We start from the raw sequence: 17,161 nt of genomic DNA on the forward strand, positions 1-17,161 counted from the left end.
TCCCGGATCCGGCGCGCCAGTCCAGCCACTGTTACTGACGTCCCGACGCCATGCAAACCGTACTCGCTTTCATTGTTGCCCTGTGCGTGCTCATCTACGTGCACGAGATGGGGCATTACCTCGCCGCGCGCGCCTGCGGCGTGAAGGTGTTGCGTTTTTCAATCGGTTTCGGGCGGCCACTGCTGCGCTGGATCTCGAAGAGCCGCGACCGCACCGAATGGACGGTGGCGGCCATCCCGCTGGGCGGCTACGTGAAGATGCTGGATGAACGCGAGTTCGACGCCGAGCGCGACGCCCGGATCGATCCGGCCGACCTGCCGCGCGCGTTCAACCGCCAGCCGGTCGGCAAGCGCTTCATCATTGTCGCAGCCGGGCCGCTGGCCAATTTCCTGCTGGCGATCGTGCTGTACTTCGCGCTGTTCGCCGGCGGCATGCGCGAACCCGCGCCGGTCGTCGCCGCACCGGCGGCTGGCACCATGGCGCAGCAGGCCGGCGTGCGCGAAGGCGACCGCGTGCTGGCGCTGACCGCCAACGGCCATACCGAAGCGGTGCGTTCCTGGAATGACCTGCGCATGGCGGTCTTCGCCGAGGGCTTCGGCGATGCGCGCGCCGTGCTGCGCGTGCGCGGCGCCGATGGCGCCGAGCGGGACGTCGCGCTGGCGCGCCTGCCCAATACCGGCGGCAACCCGGAGCAGGATCCGCTCAGCACGCTGGGCCTGAATCTGAAAGGCGGGCCGGTCACCATTACCGAAGTATTGTCGGACTCGGCCGCCGAGCGCGCCGGGCTGAAGAAGGGCGATCGCATCGTCGCCTGGCAGGGCACCCCGCTGACCCAGGCCAGCGCGCTGATCAAGGCGGTGCGCAGTCAGCCCGGGCAGACCGTGACGCTCGGCATCGAGCGCGACGGCAAGCGGATGGAGGTGCCGGTGACGCTGGACGCTGCCGCGCCGCGCGACGGCGAAAAAGATGCCAGCGGCGCGCCGGCGCCGCCCGCAGGCAAGCTGGGTGCGGCGCTCAGCCAGGCGGTGGAAATGGAGACGGTGCGCTATCGTCCGGACGAGGCATTGGCGCGCGCGGTTGGCCAGGTGTGGGACACCAGCGCGCTGTCGCTGAAGCTGCTCGGCAAGATGCTGGTGGGGCAGGCGTCGCTGCAGAACCTGAGCGGTCCGCTGACCGTGGCCGACTACGCCGGGCGTGCCGCAAACCTCGGCCTGCAGGCCTTTGTCAGCTTCCTGGCGCTGGTCAGCGTCAGCCTCGGTGTACTGAATTTGTTACCTATTCCGGTTCTGGATGGGGGGCATTTGCTGTATTATTGCGTGGAATTTTTGACTGGCCGGCCCGTCCCAGACCACTGGCAGGCAATGCTGCAGAAGATTGGCATCGCCTGCATCCTGCTCCTGACCTCGCTCGCTTTGTTCAATGACGTCAGCCGAATGTTTCTGGCGAACGGCTAGAAACGCATGTCGGCAAGGGGGGCGGTCGTGTCGTCGGACACCGTCGCCAGGGGGCGCCATTGCCATGCGCAGTCCCACGAGGCATGGAAAATCCTGGATGGAATCAAAGAGGGGATCAACATTGATCAGACATAAGCGCATTTCGCTGGGCTTGCTGGCGAGTGCCGTTATTGCAGCCTGGAGCCCGGCGGGCTGGGCTGCCGATCCGTTCGTCGTCAGGGACATCCGCGTTGAGGGCCTGCAGCGCGTCGAGCCGGGTACGGTGTTTGGCTACCTCCCCGTGCGCGTCGGTGAAACCTTCACCGACGACAAGGGCGCCGACGCGATCCGTGCCCTCTACAATACCGGCTTCTTCAAGGACGTGCAGATCCGCGCCGAAGACGGCGTGCTGGTCGTGCAGGTGGAAGAACGCCCCGCGATCTCGCAGCTGGAATTCGTCGGCATCAAGGAATTCGACAAAGACACGCTGCGCCGCTCGCTGCGCGCGGTCGGCGTCGCCGAAGCGCGCTACTACGACAAGGCGCTGATCGACAAGGCGGAGCAGGAGCTCAAGCGCCAGTACGTCGCGCGCGGCTACTATGCCGCCGACGTGCAGACCACGGTCACGCCGGTGGACCGCAATCGCGTCTCGGTCGTGTTCAACGTCGAGGAAGGCCCGGTCGCCAAGATCCGCCAGATCAATATCGTCGGCAACAAGGCGTTCAAGGAAAGCACGCTGCGCGACGAGATGCAGCTGTCCACGCCGAACTGGCTGTCGTGGTACACCAAGAATGACCTGTACTCGAAGCAGAAGCTGACGGCCGACCTGGAGGCGCTGCGTTCCTACTACCTGAACCGCGGCTACCTCGAGTTCGCGATCGAATCGACCCAGGTGTCGATCACGCCGGACAAGAAGGACATCTACCTGACCTTGAACATCAAGGAAGGCGAGCAGTACAAGGTGTCCGACATCCGCCTGGCCGGCGAACTGCTGGGCAAGCAGGAGGAAATGGAAAAGCTGCTGCAGCTGAAGAAGGGCGACATCTTCTCGTCCGAAAAGCTGACCGCCAGCACCAAGGCCATTACCGACCTGCTGGGCACCTATGGCTACGCCTTCACCACGATCAACCCGCAGCCGAACATCGACCAGGAAAAGCGTGAGGTTGCGCTGACGCTGATGGTCGACCCGGGACGGCGCGTCTACGTGCGCCGCGTCAATGTGGTGGGCAACAGCAAGACCCGCGACGAAGTGGTGCGCCGCGAGATGCGCCAGATGGAAAGCTCGTGGTTCGACAGCGAGAAGCTGCAGCAGTCGCAGGCGCGTATCAACCGGACCGGCTATTTCACCGACACCAATATCACCACCGAGGACGTGGCCGGCGCGCCCGACCAGGTCGATGTGAACGTCAACGTGACCGAGAAGCCGACCGGCCAGATCAGCCTGGGCGTGGGCTTCTCGTCCACCGACAAGCTGGTGCTGCAGGCCGGCCTGCGCCAGGATAACGTGTTCGGCTCCGGTACCAGCCTGGGCCTGGACGTGAACACCGCGAAGTCGTTCCGTACCATCGCGCTGACGCAGTACGACCCGTATTTCACGGTGGACGGCATCAGCCGCTCGACCGATATCTACTACCGTACCTCGCGTCCGCTGTACTACACCGGCGACCAGGACTACAAGATCGTCTCCGCAGGCGGCGGCTTCAAGTTCGGCGTGCCGTTCTCGGAAGTCGACACTGTCTTCTTCGGTATCGGTTACGAGCGGACCCAGGTCTATACCTCGGTCAACACGCCGAGCCAGTACACGGCGTGGCTGAACGCGATCGGCAAGAACAGCGGCGACGGCATCAACAACTTCCCGTTCACCATCGGCTGGGCACGTGACCGCCGCGACAGCGCGCTGGTCCCGACCAAGGGCCCATACACCCAGGCCAACCTGGAAGTGGGCCTGCCGGGCGGCGATACGCAGTACTACCGCGCCAGCGTGCAGCAGCAGTACTTCTACCCGATCTCGAAGTCGTTCACGCTGGCGCTGAACGGTGAAGTTGCCTACGGCCATGGCTACGGCAACACGCCGTTCCCGGTGTTCAAGTACTTCTACGCCGGTGGTATCGGCTCGGTGCGCGGCTACCAGACCAGCACGCTGGGCCCGAAGGACCAGAACGGCAACCCGGTGGGTGGCGCGTCCAAGATGATCGGTAACGTGGAATTCATCTTCCCGCTGCCGGGCTCGGGCGTTGACCGCACGCTGCGCCTGTTCACCTTCTTCGACTTCGGTAACGTCTACCAGGAAGGCGCACCGATTTCGTTCAGCGACCTCAAGTACTCGACCGGCTTCGGCATGTCGTGGCTGTCGCCGATCGGACCGCTGAAGATCAGCATGGGCTTCCCGCTCAACCGCGACGACACCGACAAGGTCCAGCGCTTCCAGTTCCAGATCGGGACGGCATTCTGATTCTGTAAAAGGATCTGTTTTCATGATGACAACATCCAAAGTGGTCAAATCCCTGGGCGCCGCCGCATTCGCCACCGCCGCGCTCTGCGCCACGATGCCGGCCATGGCCCAGGAGGCGCGCATTGCCGCCGTCAATTCCGAGCGCATCCTGCGCGACTCGCAGCCGGCCAAGCAGGCCCAGGTGAAGCTGGAGCAGGAATTCTCCAAGCGCGACCGCGAGCTGCAGGACATGGCCCAGAAGATCAAGGGCATGGCCGACAAACTCGACAAGGACACCGCCGTGCTGGCCGATTCCGATCGCCAGCGCCGCCAGCGCGAGGTGGCCGACCTCGATCGCGAGTTCCAGCGCAAGCAGCGCGAGTTCCGCGAGGACCTGAACCAGCGCCGCAATGAGGAGCTGGCGCAGGTGCTCGAGCGCGCCAACCGCGTGATCCGCCAGCTGGCGGAGCAGCGCAAGTACGACCTCATCGTGCAGGAAGCCGTGTACGTCAATCCGCGCATCGATATCACCGATGAGGTGATGAAGGCGCTGAACACCGGCAGCAAGTAAGCGGCCGCTGCTCTTTCGTACCGTTTTTTTCAGGAAGTACCGCCATGAAGACACCCACACTGGGTCAGCTCGCCACCGAGAACGGCGCGCAGGTTGTGGGTGATCCCGACCTGGCGATCGTTGGCCTGGCTCCCCTTGACCAGGCTTCGGCAGGCGAACTCTCGTTCTTGTCCAATCCGCTCTACCTGCAGCAGGCGCTGGATTCGCAAGCTGGCGCCGTGATCGTCTCGCAGGCCGACCTCGAGCGCATCCGCGCCGGGGGCCGTGCCGACGGCCGCAACTGGCTGGTGGCGCGCAATCCCTACGTCTGCTTTGCCCGCGTGGCGCAGCGCTTCGACCGCGAAGCCAACCACGATCCGCGCGTCGGTATCGACCCGCGCGCCAGCGTGTCGCCGGACGCGGTGGTGCCGGCATCGTGCTTCATCGGCCCGAACGTGGTCATCGAGCGCGGCGCACGGCTGGGTGAGCGGGTCCGCATCCTGGCCAACGGCTACGTCGGTGCCGGGGCCGAGATCGGCGATGATTCGCTGCTGTACGCCAACGTCTCGGTCTACCATGGCTGCGTCGTGGGCGCGCGCGCCATCCTGCACAGCGGCGTGGTGATCGGCGCCGATGGCTTCGGTTTCGCGCCCGATATCAGCGCCACCGGCGTCGAATACGTGAAGATCCCGCAGACGGGACGCGCGGTGCTGGGCAATGATGTGGAGGTCGGTGCCAATACGGCGATCGACCGCGGCGCCATGGCCGACACGGTAGTCGAGGACGGCTGCAAGATCGACAACCAGGTCCAGATCGCGCACAACGTGCGGGTCGGCGCCCATACGGTCATTGCCGGCTGCGCCGCGGTATCGGGCAGCACGCGCATCGGCCGCTTCTGCGTGATCGGGGGCGCGGCCAACTTTGCCGGCCACCTGACCATTGCCGACCGCACCACAGTGTCCGGCGGTACCTCCATCACCAAATCCATTACCAAGCCCGGGGGCCATTTCACCAGCGTCTTCCCGTTCCTGCCGCACGGCGAGTGGGAACGCAACGCAGCCATCGTGCGCGGCCTGAGCAAGCTGCGCGAACGGGTGGTGGCGCTGGAACGTCGCCTGCGCGGACAATCCGCCGGCTCCCAAACCTCACAAGACTAAGAGAAACATCATGACCGCAGCCGACATTGACATTCGGAAGATCCTCAAGCTGCTGCCGCATCGATATCCGATGCTGCTGGTCGACCGCGTGCTGGAGTTCGATCCGCAGAAGCGGATCAAGACGCTGAAGAACGTCACCATCAACGAGCCGTTTTTCCAGGGGCATTTCCCGGGCCATCCGGTGATGCCTGGCGTGATGATCCTGGAGGCGCTGGCGCAGTCGGCCGGCCTGCTGACCTTCGGCGCCGACATGGAGCGCAAGGAAGACTCGCTGTACTACTTCGTCGGCATCGACGGGGCCCGCTTCAAGCAGGTGGTGTACCCCGGCGACCAGCTGCACATGAATGTGACGGTCGAGCGCTATATCCGCGGCATCTGGAAATTCAAGGCATTCGCCACCGTGGACGACAAGGTCGCCTGCGAGGCGGAGTTGATGTGCACCGTGAAGCAGGCCGAGTGAGGCCGGCTGCCGCGCTCCCGCACGGGCGCGCGGCGCGGACGGGAACCTTTGCCGCGCGCAGGGGCCCACTCTTCACCAGACACACCACAGGACAGGACGTATGACGCAAATCCACCCCACCGCCCTGGTTGACCCGAAGGCAGAACTGGCAGCCGACGTGACCGTCGGGCCGTTCTCCATCGTCGGCCCCAATGTGCGGATCGGCAGCGGCACCCGGATCGGCTCGCATACGACGGTCGAGGGCCATACCACGATCGGCGAGGGCAACAACATCGGTCCCTATGCCTCCGTCGGCGGCGTGCCGCAGGACATGAAGTACCGCAACGAGCCGACCCGGCTCGAGATCGGCGACCGCAACACCATCCGCGAATTCACCACGATCCACACCGGCACGGTGCAGGACCGCGGCCTGACCAGCATCGGCAGCGACAACTGGATCATGGCCTATGTGCATATCGCGCATGACTGCTCGGTCGGCAACCACACCGTGTTTTCCAGCAACGCGCAGATCGCCGGCCACGTCGACGTGGGCGACTGGGCCATCCTGGGCGGCATGAGCGGCGTGCACCAGTTCGTGCGCATCGGCGCCCACGCGATGCTGGGCGGTGCCTCGGCGCTGGTGCAGGACGTGCCGCCATTCGTGATCGCCGCCAGCGACAAGGGCGGCAACAAGGCCACGCCGCACGGCGTCAACGTCGAGGGACTGCGCCGCCGCGGCTTCGACGCGGGGCAGATCGCTGCGCTGCGCCAGGCCTACAAGCTGCTCTACAAGTCCGACCTCAGCTTTGACGAGGCCCGCAACGAGATCTCCGCCTTGCTGGCCCAGTCAGATGCCGGCACCGCGGTGCCGCTGCAGGCGTTCGTCGACTTCCTTGCCGCCACCCAGCGCGGCATCGTGCGCTGAGCCCGGGCCGCACATGGTCGACGCCGCGATTCGGGGTGGCTTGCCCACGGGCAACGGTTCTGCCGCCGCCAGGCGCGGCACCATCGCCATGGTGGCCGGAGAGGCCTCCGGCGACCTGCTGGCATCGCTGATGATGGGCGGGCTCAAGGCCCGCCTGGGCGATACCATGGCGTACGCCGGTATCGGCGGCAAGCGCATGATGGCGCAGGGCTTCGTCTCGCGCTGGCCGATGGAAACGCTGTCGGTCAACGGCTATGTCGAGGTGCTGGGCTCGCTGCGCGAGATCCTGCGCACCCGGCGCGAGGTGCGCGACTGGCTGCTGGCCGAGCCGCCGCAGTGCTTTATCGGGGTCGATGCGCCGGATTTCAATTTCGGCCTGGAAGTGCCGCTGCGCCGCGCCGGGATCCCGGTGGTGCATTTCGTCAGCCCGTCGATCTGGGCCTGGCGCGGGGGGCGCATCCGCACCATCGCGCGCGCGGTGGACCACATCCTGTGCCTGTTCCCGTTCGAGCCCGAGATCTACGCCAAGGCCGGCATTCCCGCCACCTACGTCGGGCATCCGCTCGCCGACGTGATCCCGATGGTGCCTGACGTTGCCGGCGCACGCGCCGAACTGGGGCTGCCCGCCGGCCACCGCGTGGTCGCGGTGCTGCCCGGCAGCCGCCAGTCCGAGGTGCGCAACCTTGGCGCCACCTTCTTTGCCGCGATGGCGCAGATGCAGCGCATGGACCCGAACCTGGCGTTCGTGCTGCCGGCGGCAAGCGCGCCGCTGCGCGCCATCGTCGAAGACCTGCACCAGCAGTATCCGGAACTGCGCCTGACCATTGTCGACGGCAAGTCGCACCAGGCCATGGAAGCTGCTGACGTGGTGCTGCTGGCCAGCGGTACCGCGACGCTGGAGGCGGCCCTGTACAAGAAGCCGATGGTGATCTCGTACAAGGTGCCCTGGCTGACCGCGCAGATCATGAAGCGGCAGGGTTACCTGCCGTACGTGGGATTGCCTAATATCCTTTCAGGGCGCTTTGTCGTGCCCGAGCTGCTGCAGGACGACGCCACGCCCGAGGCGCTGGCCCGCGAAACGCTGCTGCAGCTCAACGACGAGGGCAATATTGCCTTCCTGTACGAGCATTTCACCCGCATGCACGAGACCCTCAAGTGCAACACCGCGCAACTGGCCGCCGATGTGGTGGTGGACCTGATGCACAGCCGGGGGACCGTCTGATGGCGCGTCGCAATGCGGCTTCACCGCAGATGGGCCTGGACCTGGCGCCGGCCGCCGCTTCGATCCAGCGGCTGTGCGGCGTCGATGAAGCGGGCAGGGGCCCGCTGGCGGGGCCGGTGTATGCCGCCGCGGTGGTGCTCGATCCGAAACGCCCGATCCGAGGCCTGGCCGACTCCAAGATCCTGAGCGCCGCCAGGCGCGAGGCGCTGTACGAGAAGATCTGCGAACGGGCGCTGGGCTGGCATATCGCCTTCGCCACGGTCGAGGAGATCGATACGATCAACATCCTGCACGCCAGCATGCTGGCGATGCAGCGCGCGGTGCAGGGGCTGGCCGCCAGCGGCGTGGTGCCGGACCTGGTGCAGGTCGATGGCAACCGCTGCCCGCAGGTGCCGTTCCCTGTCGAAGCCATCGTCAAGGGTGACGCGCTGGTCAGGGCGATCTCGGCCGCGTCGATCCTGGCCAAGGTGGCGCGCGACCGCGAACTGATGGCGCTGCACGAGCGCTACCCGCAATACGGCTTCGATTCGCATGTCGGCTATGGCACGCCGCAGCACCTGGCCGCGCTGGCCGAATTCGGCGCCACGCCGCATCACCGGCGCTCGTTCGCGCCGGTGCGCGAGGCGCTGGCACAGCGTCCGATGTTTACCGCGGTGACGGCAGTTGCCGAGGTCATCGAAGGCCTCGAAAACAGCGAAATCAACGAAATCAACGAAATCACCACCCCCATCCAGGCCGCGCCGCCAGGCACCCTGCAGACCGACGCACCGTGAAGCACGTCACCTCGCGCGACAACGCGCTGTTCAAGCACCTGAAGGCGCTGGCCACTTCCACCCACCAGCGCCGCAAGGCCGGGCAGTCGCTGCTCGACGGCGTGCACCTGGCCCAGGCCTATATCGACGCGCTGGGCCAGCCAGTCACCTGCGTGGTGTCCGAGCGTCACTACGACCACGCCGAGGTAGCGCCGTTGCTGGCGCGCATCGACGCGGAGCGGCTGGTAGTGCTGGCCGATACGCTGTTCACGCAGATTTCCGGCGTGGTCAACGGGATCGATCTGATGCTGGTGATCGAGACGCCTGCCGGCCACCTGCCCGCGCGCATCGAAGAGGACTGCATCATCCTCGACGGGGTGCAGGATGCCGGCAATGTCGGCTCGATCCTGCGCAGCGCCGCCGCGGCGGGCATCCGCCATGCATTCCTGGCGACGGGATGCGCGTTCGCCTGGTCGGTGAAGACGCTGCGCGCCAGCATGGGCGCCAACTTCCACCTGAACATCGTCGAGCACTGCACCGTGGAATCGCTGGCGCCGCGGCTGGCGCTGCCGCTGCTGGCGACGTCCTCGCATGCCGACGCCACGGTGTTCGATACTGACCTGCGCGCGCCGGTGGCCTGGGTGGTCGGCAATGAGGGCGCCGGCGTCAGCGACGCGTGGATGCAGCACGTGAAGCGCAAGGTTGGCATTCCCCAGCCGGGCGGCCTGGAATCGCTGAACGTGGCAGCTGCCACCGCGATCTGCCTGTTCGAGGCGGTGCGACAGCGGCGATAAAAAAAGCGGCCGGGCGGCCGCTTTTGCTTTTGCCTAGTAGTTGTCGCGATCGACCTTGATCTCCTGCAGGATCGTGGTCGCGATCTCTTCGATCGACTTGTGCGTCGACGACAGCCACTTGATGCCTTCGCGCCGCATCATCGCCTCGGCCTCATTGACCTCGTAGCGGCAGTTTTCCACCGCCGCGTACTTGCTGCCGGGACGGCGCTCGTTGCGGATCTCCGTCAGGCGCTGCGGGTCGATCGACAGTCCGAAGATCTTGCTCTTGAACGCGTACAGCGCCGACGGCAGCTTGCCGCGCTCGAAATCATCCGGGATCAGCGGGTAGTTTGCAGCCTTCAGTCCGTATTGCATCGCCAGGTAGAGGCTGGTCGGGGTCTTGCCGCTGCGGGACACGCCCACCAGGATCACATCGGCTTCTTCGAGGTTCTTGTGTGACTGGCCGTCATCGTGCGCCAGAGAGAAGTTGATCGCCTCGATCCGGTTCTTGTAAGCCTCGGTATCGGCGTTCTGGTGGAAGCGCCCGATGGCGTGGGTCGACTTCAGCCCCAGTTCCTTCTCGAGCGGCTCGATGAAGGTCTGGAACATGTCCAGGATCATCGCCTTGGCGCGGCGCAGTGCCTTGTTCGCTTCCTGGTTGACCAGCGTGGTGAAGACGATCGGCGGCACGCCTTCGTTATGGAAGGCCTCGTTGATCTTGCCGACCGCGATATGTGCCTTTTCCGGGGTATCGACAAATGGCATCCGCACCTTGCGGAAGCGCATTTCGAACTGCGCCAGGATCGAGTGGCTGAAGGTTTCCGCAGTGATCCCGGTGCCATCCGAGACGATAAAGACGGTACGCACCGGCGGGCGATCGCCGGTCTGGATCGCTGCAGCGGGCGTGGCCGCGGTCGCTTGGTTGGACGGGGAGGCAGGCTGCGTTCCAGGCTGGGTCCCGGAATCCGCTGTACCGGGCGCTTCTGGCTGGGACATGGGTTGCGCAAATAAATAGATTCAATCTTCCGCAGAAAAGTGCGGCGCAGCACGGTAGAATAGCGGCGATCTTTTCGCTAAGCAATTCCGCGAGGGGCTCCCTTTGCATCGATCCGGGCCCGGAATTGTCGACAATGTGCGCTGCGCGATGAGAGCCGTAGCGCCGCGTCCGCAACATTGCAACACCATGAGCATGGGGTTGCTTAGCCAAGCGATCGGTCCGGGGACAGAACACGAACAACATTCCGGGCATGCGCAACAAGTTTTCTACTTTGTTTTGAGGCTCTCATGACTAACCAGGCAGATAACGGCGCCTACGTGTTGCCGTTCGAGCAGTTGCGCATGGCTGACGTGGAAATCGTCGGCGGCAAGAATTCGTCGCTGGGCGAGATGATCTCCCAGCTGGCGGAAGCCGGCGTGCGCGTTCCCGGCGGTTTTGCCACCACCGCGCTTGCCTTCCGCGACTTCCTCGCCCACAACAACCTGACCGAGCGCATCTCCCAGCGCCTGAAGACGCTCGACGTCGACGACGTCAAGGCCCTGGCCGAGGCCGGTGCCGAGATCCGCGACTGGGTCGCCACCGCTCCGTTCCAGCCGCGCCTGGAACAGGAAATCCGTGAGTTCTATGCCCGCGTGTCCGAGCGCGAAGGCGCCGAGGCTTCGTTCGCGGTGCGTTCGTCGGCCACGGCGGAAGACCTGCCCGACGCCTCGTTCGCCGGCCAGCAGGAGTCCTACCTGAACGTCAGCGGCATCGAGGACGTGCTGGACAAGATCAAGCACGTGTTCGCCTCGCTGTACAACGATCGCGCCATCTCCTACCGCGTGCACAAGGGCTTTGCCCATGACGTGGTGGCGCTGTCCGCCGGTATCCAGCGCATGGTCCGCTCGGACCTGGCCGCTTCCGGCGTGATGTTCACCATCGACACCGAATCCGGCTTCCCCGACGTGGTCTTCATCACCTCCAGCTACGGCCTGGGTGAAACGGTGGTGCAGGGCGCGGTCAATCCGGACGAGTTCTACGTCTTCAAGCCGACGCTGCAGGCCGGCCAGTACCCGATCATCCGCCGCTCGATCGGCTCCAAGCTGATCAAGATGGAATTCACCAAGCCGGGCGAAGCCGGCCGCGTGAAGACCGTCGACGTGCCGGGCGAACTGCGCAACCGCTACTCGATCACCGACGAAGACGTGACCGAGCTGGCCAGGTACGCGATGATCATCGAGAAGCACTATGGCCGCCCGATGGACATCGAGTGGGGCAAGGACGGCAAGGATGGCAAGATCTACATCCTGCAGGCCCGCCCGGAAACGGTGAAGAGCCAGTCGGCCGGCAAGGCCGAGCAGCGCTTCAAGCTCAAGGGCACCGCCCCGGTGCTGACGAGCGGCCGCGCCATTGGCCAGAAGATCGGCACCGGTCCGGTCCGCGTCATCAACGACCCGTCCGAGATGGAACGCGTGCAGCCCGGCGACGTGCTGGTGGCCGACATGACCGACCCGAACTGGGAGCCGGTGATGAAGCGCGCTTCGGCCATCGTCACCAACCGTGGCGGCCGTACCTGCCACGCGGCGATCATCGCGCGTGAACTGGGCGTGCCGGCCGTGGTCGGCTGCGGCGACGCCACCGACATCCTGAAGGATGGCACGCTGGTCACCGTGTCGTGCGCCGAGGGCGACGAAGGCCGCATCTACGACGGCCTGCTCGAAACCGAAGTGACCGAAGTCCAGCGTGGCGACATGCCGGAAATCGACGTCAAGCTGATGATGAACGTGGGCAATCCGCAGCTGGCCTTCGACTTCGCGCAGATCCCGAACTGCGGCGTCGGCCTGGCTCGCCTGGAATTCATCATCAACAACAACATCGGCGTCCACCCGAAGGCCATCCTCGACTACCCGCAGGTCGATGCCGACCTGAAGAAGGCCGTGGAAAGCGTGGCCCGCGGCCACGCCAGCCCGCGCGCGTTCTACGTCGACAAGCTGGCCGAGGGCATCGCCACCATCGGCGCGGCCTTCTACCCGAAGCCCGTGATCGTGCGCCTGTCGGACTTCAAGTCCAACGAGTACAAGAAGCTGATCGGCGGTTCGCGCTACGAGCCGGACGAGGAAAACCCGATGCTGGGCTTCCGCGGCGCCTCGCGCTACATCGCCGAAGACTTCGCCGAAGCCTTCGAGATGGAATGCAAGGCCATGAAGCGCGTGCGCGATGAAATGGGCCTGACCAACGTCGAGATCATGGTGCCGTTCGTGCGTACGCTGGGCCAGGCAGAGAAGGTCATCGAGCTGCTGGCCAAGCATGGCCTGAAGCGCGACGAGAACGGCCTGCGCATCATCATGATGTGCGAAGTGCCGTCCAACGCCATCCTCGCCGAAGAGTTCCTGCAGTATTTCGACGGCTTCTCGATCGGCTCGAACGACCTCACGCAGCTGACGCTGGGCCTGGACCGCGACTCGGGCATGGAACTGCTGGCCAAGGACTTCGACGAGCGCGATCCGGCGGTGTGCTTCATGCTGTCGCGCGCGATTTCGGCGTGCCTCCGCCTGGACAAGTACGTCGGCATCTGCGGCCAGGGTCCTTCGGACCATCCGGACTTTGCCGCGTGGCTGACCAAGGAAGGCATCAAGTCGATCTCGCTGAATCCGGATTCGGTGGTCGACACCTGGCAGAAGCTGGCCTCCTGAGGCTTTTGACGTCACAATAGCGATATTAGCCGGCGCCTTCGGGCAGCCGGCTGGCACCGGCCCTGCGTCAGGTGTTGAATCGGCCCCGCAGGCGCCTCTGGCGCTGCGGGGTTTTTTGTTTTTCGGGAATCGTTTTCGGGAACCGATCGGACGGGGAGTTCGGATGGCCTACTACATCTGGTTCGTAGCGGCGGTCGCGCTTGTGATCGTCGAGCTGAATACCGGCACGTTTTACCTGCTGATGGTGGCCGTGGGACTGGCCGCCGGCGGCGTCGCGGCCTTGCTTGGCCTGTCGCCCGCCGCGCAGACCGTGACCGCGGCGCTGGTCGCCGCGGTGCTGATCGCGGGACTGCGCCGCACCCGTTTCGGCAAGCTGCGGCGCGGCAATGCCGCCGCCGATCCCAACGTCAATCTCGACATCGGCCAGGAACTCGACGTCTCCGCCTGGGACGCCAACGGCCGCGCACGCGTGCCGTACCGCGGCGCTGACTGGACCGTCGAGCTCGCGCCGAACTGCGCCGCGGCCCCGGGCCGCTACCGCATCGTCGAAGTGCGCGGCAGCACGCTGGTGGTTTCGCCGCGCTGAGCCGTATCCAAGGGTTGCCCGGTGCCAGCCGTGCAGCCATCCGCCTGCCGCCGTTCCTGCGGCGCCGTACCGCTTTTTCCTGACCGGAGGGTTGTTACATGCTCGCTTTTCAGCTTGGCCTGTTGCCGCTGATCATCCTCATTGCCGTGATCGTGCTGATTGCCAAGGGCATCAAGATCGTGCCGCAGCAGCACGCCTGGGTGCTCGAGCGCCTGGGCCGCTACCATGCGACGCTGACGCCGGGGCTGTCGATCGTGGTGCCGTTCGTCGATCGCGTCGCCTACAAGCACGTGCTCAAGGAAATCCCGCTGGATGTGCCCAGCCAGGTCTGCATCACCAAGGACAATACGCAGTTGCAGGTGGACGGCGTGCTGTATTTCCAGGTGACCGACCCGATGAAGGCGTCCTACGGCTCGAGCAACTTCGTGGTCGCGATCACGCAGCTGTCGCAAACCACGCTGCGCTCGGTGATAGGCAAGCTCGAGCTGGACAAGACCTTCGAGGAGCGCGAGTTCATCAACCACAGCGTGGTCAACGCTCTCGATGAAGCCGCCGCCAACTGGGGCGTCAAGGTGCTGCGCTACGAGATCAAGGACCTGACGCCGCCGAAGGAAATCCTGCATGCGATGCAGGCGCAGATCACCGCAGAGCGGGAAAAGCGCGCGCTGATCGCTGCGTCGGAAGGCAAGCGCCAGGAACAGATCAACCTGGCCACGGGTGCGCGCGAAGCGGCAATCCAGAAGTCGGAGGGCGAGAAGCAGGCCGCCATCAACAAGGCACAGGGCGAGGCGGCGGCGATCCTGGCAGTGGCTGACGCCAATGCCCAGGCAATCCAGAAGGTTGGCAACGCCATCCGCACCGAAGGCGGCATGGACGCTGTCAACCTGAAGGTGGCCGAGGAATACGTTGCTGCCTTCGGCAACCTGGCCAAGCAGGGCAATACGCTGATCGTGCCCGGCAACATGAGCGAGATGAGCAGCATGATCGCGTCAGCGCTGCAAATCGTGAAGGGGCAGAAGGCCGGCGCCTGAACACGCAGGCGCGGGCGGCGCTTTATTCCTTGGTGTCGCCCTTCATGATGCGCGCCTTCTCGCGCTGCCAGTCGCGCTGCTTCTCGGTCTCGCGCTTGTCGAACTGCTTCTTGCCCTTGGCCAGGCCGATCTCGCATTTCACGCGGCCGCGCGTGTAGTGCAGGTTCAGCGGCACCAGCGTGTAGCCGCGCTGCTCGACCTTGCCGATCAGCTTCTTGATCTCGTCGGCCTTGAGCAGCAGCTTGCGCGTGCGCACCGGGTCGGGCTTGACGTGGGTGGAGGCGCTCTGCAGCGGGCTGATATGGGCGCCGATCAGGAACATCTCGGCGTCGCGCACGACCACGTAGCCTTCCTTGATCTGTACGCGGTTCGCGCGGATCGCCTTGACTTCCCAGCCTTCCAGCACGATCCCGGCCTCATATCGCTCTTCGATGAAGTAGTCGAAAAAGGCCTTCTTGTTGTCTGCGATGGTCATGCGTGCGGGTAGGGGAGCAATGGGTGAAAGCGGGCCGGATCGCTGCAGTGCCGCATGGCGAGGTGCCGCCAGCGACCAGCGTCGGCTAAAATCAGGATTTTAGCAAACCAGCCCCGGTACCGGCTTGTGTCCCAGGCGCAATGCGCCCGGCATGGCCGGGAGCCAGATTTCCCAATACATGGCAGACGTCCATAAATCCGTGCTGCTCGGCTATTCCGCCGCGCAGATGTACGACCTGGTCACGCGCGTGGAGGACTATCCCAAGTTCCTGCCATGGTGCGGCGGCGTGGAGGTGTTCGAGCAGACTGAAACCACGCTCGATGCGAAGATCCATATCCATTTCAAGGGCATCCAGCAGTTCTTCCACACCCGCAATACGCAGGAGCGCCCGACCCGCATCGACATGACCTTCGCGGATGGCCCCTTCAAGACCTTCAACGGTGCGTGGCGCTTTACGCCGCTGCGCGAGGACGCCTGCAAGATCGAATTCCACCTGCACTATGAGTTTTCGAGCCTGCTGCTGGAAAAGCTCATCGGCCCGGTGTTCAGCATGATCGCGAATACCTTCGTCGATGCCTTCGTCAAGCGCGCCGAGGTAGTATATGGCGCCAGCTGAAGGCGCGGACACCGTGCACGTCACGGTGTGCTATGCGCGGCCCGATGCGGTATTCCTGAAGGAGATCGACGTCCCCGCGGGCACCACCATTGCCGCGGCCATCGTTGGTTCGGGGCTGCAGCAGGCGTGCCCGGAAGTGGATCCGTCGACCATGCGGGTGGGCATCTTCGGCAAGCTCAAGACGCCCGATACCGTGGTGCGAGAGGGCGACCGCGTGGAGGTGTACCGGCCGCTGACCGCCGACCCCAAGCAGGCGCGGCGCAAGCGCGTGCAGAAGCTGCGCGAGGGCGGGGCGCGGGAAGGCCAGAAATGGCTGCGCGGCAATGGCTGAGCCGGAAGGCGTGCGCCACCGGCAGCAGCACTGACAGCAAAACGGGGCATGATGCCCCGTTTTGATTAGATTCAGCCGCAGTTCTTATCGAGGCTGGCGCTGGTCCTGACCAGTTCGGCCTGGCGCTGTTCGCTGTTCAGGTGCTGCAGCGAGCCGTCCGGACCCGCTACCGCCGCGCGCATCCCTTGCTGCAGGCCGGTGGCATAGTTGCGCAGCTGGGCGCAGCGGGCCTCGCGGTCGGCAGCCTCGGTTTCCTTGCGCGCCTCTTCCGCGGCGGCCTTCAGGCGGGATTCGCGGCGCTTCTGGAACGCCTCTTCGGCCGTGGGCGGCGGGGCATCCTTGGCCTTGCCCGCGGCCTTGTCAGCAGCCTTATCTGTCGGCTTATCCGCGGCCCTGGCAGGCGCTGGCGCGGCTACGGGGGCGTTGGCGCTTTCCGCATTGGCAGCCGCTACCGGCTGGTACTCGCCGGCAAGGCGGCCAGGGGCGCGCAGCACCCTGGCGGCGGCGCCTGACGGCGGCACGTCGCTGTAGACCATGCGGCCGTTGGCATCGCGCCATTGCCAGTAGGCATGGACGTGGACCGAGGCGGTCGTTGCGACGGCGGCGGCAAGCAGGCACAGCACGGACGATCGTTTCATGGCGCGGCGTCTCAAAGTGGCTGAAAGTAACGGATGCGGCTGGAAGACTGCTGGGCCGCCGGCTGCGCGCGAGGCAATGCCGCGGCAGGCCTGCCGCGGGCGATGGCTTGGCGCCGAGGCTTGGCGCCGGTTT

At 65.3% G+C, this 17,161-nt stretch carries 17 protein-coding genes; 14 read left to right on the plus strand and 3 right to left on the minus strand.

What is annotated here, in order from left to right:
• Positions 1 to 50: 50 nt before the first annotated feature.
• From rseP to J8I82_RS02180, 9 genes are all read left to right on the plus strand, one after another.
• Positions 51 to 1,454, plus strand: coding sequence for an RIP metalloprotease RseP (rseP, locus tag J8I82_RS02140; protein ID WP_209754185.1), 1,404 nt, complete (start codon positions 51 to 53; stop codon positions 1,452 to 1,454).
• A gap of 97 nt (positions 1,455 to 1,551) precedes the next feature.
• Positions 1,552 to 3,885 carry an outer membrane protein assembly factor BamA gene (bamA, locus tag J8I82_RS02145; protein WP_245179304.1) on the plus strand — a complete coding sequence of 778 codons (2,334 nt, stop codon included), beginning with the start codon at positions 1,552 to 1,554 and terminating at the stop codon, positions 3,883 to 3,885.
• A 22-nt stretch (positions 3,886 to 3,907) separates the two neighbouring features.
• On the plus strand, positions 3,908 to 4,435 hold the full coding sequence (locus J8I82_RS02150; RefSeq protein WP_209754187.1) for an OmpH/Skp family outer membrane protein: 528 nt from the start codon (positions 3,908 to 3,910) through the stop codon (positions 4,433 to 4,435).
• Positions 4,436 to 4,479: 44 nt separating this feature from the next.
• Positions 4,480 to 5,571, plus strand: a complete 1,092-nt coding sequence (lpxD, locus tag J8I82_RS02155) for a UDP-3-O-(3-hydroxymyristoyl)glucosamine N-acyltransferase (protein ID WP_209754188.1) — start codon at positions 4,480 to 4,482, stop codon at positions 5,569 to 5,571.
• Between the two features lie 10 nt (positions 5,572 to 5,581).
• Positions 5,582 to 6,031 carry a 3-hydroxyacyl-ACP dehydratase FabZ gene (gene fabZ, locus J8I82_RS02160; protein WP_209754189.1) on the plus strand — a complete coding sequence of 150 codons (450 nt, stop codon included), beginning with the start codon at positions 5,582 to 5,584 and terminating at the stop codon, positions 6,029 to 6,031.
• A 100-nt stretch (positions 6,032 to 6,131) separates the two neighbouring features.
• Complete coding sequence (gene lpxA, locus J8I82_RS02165) at positions 6,132 to 6,935, plus strand: acyl-ACP--UDP-N-acetylglucosamine O-acyltransferase (protein WP_209754190.1); 804 nt, start codon at positions 6,132 to 6,134, stop codon at positions 6,933 to 6,935.
• Positions 6,936 to 6,948: 13 nt separating this feature from the next.
• Positions 6,949 to 8,157, plus strand: a complete 1,209-nt coding sequence (gene lpxB / locus J8I82_RS02170; RefSeq protein ID WP_209754191.1) for a lipid-A-disaccharide synthase — start codon at positions 6,949 to 6,951, stop codon at positions 8,155 to 8,157.
• A complete protein-coding gene (gene rnhB, locus J8I82_RS02175; protein WP_245179305.1) occupies positions 8,157 to 8,930 on the plus strand; it encodes a ribonuclease HII in 774 nt (257 codons plus the stop codon). Before lpxB ends, rnhB begins: the two co-directional genes overlap by 1 nt.
• Positions 8,927 to 9,703: a TrmH family RNA methyltransferase gene (locus J8I82_RS02180; protein ID WP_209754192.1), complete on the plus strand. Its 777-nt coding sequence runs from the start codon at positions 8,927 to 8,929 to the stop codon at positions 9,701 to 9,703. The genes rnhB and J8I82_RS02180 overlap by 4 nt, the downstream gene beginning before the upstream one ends.
• Positions 9,704 to 9,736: 33 nt before the next feature.
• On the opposite strand, the gene ppsR is transcribed toward J8I82_RS02180, so the two are convergent.
• Complete coding sequence (gene ppsR, locus J8I82_RS02185) at positions 9,737 to 10,678, minus strand: posphoenolpyruvate synthetase regulatory kinase/phosphorylase PpsR (protein WP_245179307.1); 942 nt, start codon at positions 10,676 to 10,678, stop codon at positions 9,737 to 9,739.
• Positions 10,679 to 10,966: 288 nt separating this feature from the next.
• On the opposite strand from ppsR, the gene ppsA reads away from it, so the two are divergent.
• From ppsA to J8I82_RS02200, 3 genes are all read left to right on the plus strand, one after another.
• Positions 10,967 to 13,351 (plus strand): phosphoenolpyruvate synthase, encoded by a 2,385-nt coding sequence (gene ppsA, locus J8I82_RS02190; RefSeq protein ID WP_209754193.1) that lies wholly within the window; start codon positions 10,967 to 10,969, stop codon positions 13,349 to 13,351.
• A gap of 163 nt (positions 13,352 to 13,514) precedes the next feature.
• Complete coding sequence (locus J8I82_RS02195) at positions 13,515 to 13,937, plus strand: NfeD family protein (protein ID WP_209754194.1); 423 nt, start codon at positions 13,515 to 13,517, stop codon at positions 13,935 to 13,937.
• Positions 13,938 to 14,035: 98 nt separating this feature from the next.
• Positions 14,036 to 14,968 carry an SPFH domain-containing protein gene (locus J8I82_RS02200; protein ID WP_209754195.1) on the plus strand — a complete coding sequence of 311 codons (933 nt, stop codon included), beginning with the start codon at positions 14,036 to 14,038 and terminating at the stop codon, positions 14,966 to 14,968.
• Positions 14,969 to 14,990: 22 nt separating this feature from the next.
• Here J8I82_RS02200 and smpB read toward each other — a convergent pair whose 3' ends face one another.
• Positions 14,991 to 15,443 carry an SsrA-binding protein SmpB gene (gene smpB, locus J8I82_RS02205; protein ID WP_063237853.1) on the minus strand — a complete coding sequence of 151 codons (453 nt, stop codon included), beginning with the start codon at positions 15,441 to 15,443 and terminating at the stop codon, positions 14,991 to 14,993.
• 178 nt (positions 15,444 to 15,621) lie between these two features.
• Here smpB and J8I82_RS02210 point away from each other — a divergent pair, with 178 nt between their 5' ends.
• Both J8I82_RS02210 and J8I82_RS02215 read left to right on the plus strand, forming a co-directional pair.
• A complete protein-coding gene (locus tag J8I82_RS02210; protein WP_029045870.1) occupies positions 15,622 to 16,059 on the plus strand; it encodes a type II toxin-antitoxin system RatA family toxin in 438 nt (145 codons plus the stop codon).
• A complete protein-coding gene (locus tag J8I82_RS02215; protein ID WP_209754196.1) occupies positions 16,046 to 16,390 on the plus strand; it encodes an RnfH family protein in 345 nt (114 codons plus the stop codon). The genes J8I82_RS02210 and J8I82_RS02215 overlap by 14 nt, the downstream gene beginning before the upstream one ends.
• Before the next feature lie 71 nt (positions 16,391 to 16,461).
• Here J8I82_RS02215 and J8I82_RS02220 read toward each other — a convergent pair whose 3' ends face one another.
• Positions 16,462 to 17,028, minus strand: a complete 567-nt coding sequence (locus J8I82_RS02220; RefSeq protein WP_209754197.1) for a DUF4124 domain-containing protein — start codon at positions 17,026 to 17,028, stop codon at positions 16,462 to 16,464.
• Positions 17,029 to 17,161: the final 133 nt, after the last annotated feature.

Origin of the sequence: Cupriavidus consociatus, assembly GCF_017814975.1 — a bacterium.
In the GTDB taxonomy this organism is placed as follows: domain Bacteria; phylum Pseudomonadota; class Gammaproteobacteria; order Burkholderiales; family Burkholderiaceae; genus Cupriavidus; species Cupriavidus consociatus.

Excerpts from the sequence above, each read along its gene's own strand:
- J8I82_RS02215 (WP_209754196.1), top strand. The coding sequence starts at position 16,046 with ATGGCGCCAGCTGAAGGCGCGGACACCGTGCACGTCACGGTGTGCTAT.
- J8I82_RS02195 (WP_209754194.1), top strand. The coding sequence starts at position 13,515 with ATGGCCTACTACATCTGGTTCGTAGCGGCGGTCGCGCTTGTGATCGTC.
- J8I82_RS02200 (WP_209754195.1), top strand. The coding sequence starts at position 14,036 with ATGCTCGCTTTTCAGCTTGGCCTGTTGCCGCTGATCATCCTCATTGCC.
- J8I82_RS02210 (WP_029045870.1), top strand. The coding sequence starts at position 15,622 with ATGGCAGACGTCCATAAATCCGTGCTGCTCGGCTATTCCGCCGCGCAG.
- lpxD (WP_209754188.1), top strand. The coding sequence starts at position 4,480 with ATGAAGACACCCACACTGGGTCAGCTCGCCACCGAGAACGGCGCGCAG.
- rnhB (WP_245179305.1), top strand. The coding sequence starts at position 8,157 with ATGGCGCGTCGCAATGCGGCTTCACCGCAGATGGGCCTGGACCTGGCG.
- ppsR (WP_245179307.1), bottom strand. The coding sequence starts at position 10,678 with ATGTCCCAGCCAGAAGCGCCCGGTACAGCGGATTCCGGGACCCAGCCT.
- fabZ (WP_209754189.1), top strand. The coding sequence starts at position 5,582 with ATGACCGCAGCCGACATTGACATTCGGAAGATCCTCAAGCTGCTGCCG.
- J8I82_RS02220 (WP_209754197.1), bottom strand. The coding sequence starts at position 17,028 with ATGAAACGATCGTCCGTGCTGTGCCTGCTTGCCGCCGCCGTCGCAACG.
- bamA (WP_245179304.1), top strand. The coding sequence starts at position 1,552 with ATGGAATCAAAGAGGGGATCAACATTGATCAGACATAAGCGCATTTCG.
- J8I82_RS02150 (WP_209754187.1), top strand. The coding sequence starts at position 3,908 with ATGATGACAACATCCAAAGTGGTCAAATCCCTGGGCGCCGCCGCATTC.
- lpxA (WP_209754190.1), top strand. The coding sequence starts at position 6,132 with ATGACGCAAATCCACCCCACCGCCCTGGTTGACCCGAAGGCAGAACTG.
- rseP (WP_209754185.1), top strand. The coding sequence starts at position 51 with ATGCAAACCGTACTCGCTTTCATTGTTGCCCTGTGCGTGCTCATCTAC.
- smpB (WP_063237853.1), bottom strand. The coding sequence starts at position 15,443 with ATGACCATCGCAGACAACAAGAAGGCCTTTTTCGACTACTTCATCGAA.
- ppsA (WP_209754193.1), top strand. The coding sequence starts at position 10,967 with ATGACTAACCAGGCAGATAACGGCGCCTACGTGTTGCCGTTCGAGCAG.
- lpxB (WP_209754191.1), top strand. The coding sequence starts at position 6,949 with ATGGTCGACGCCGCGATTCGGGGTGGCTTGCCCACGGGCAACGGTTCT.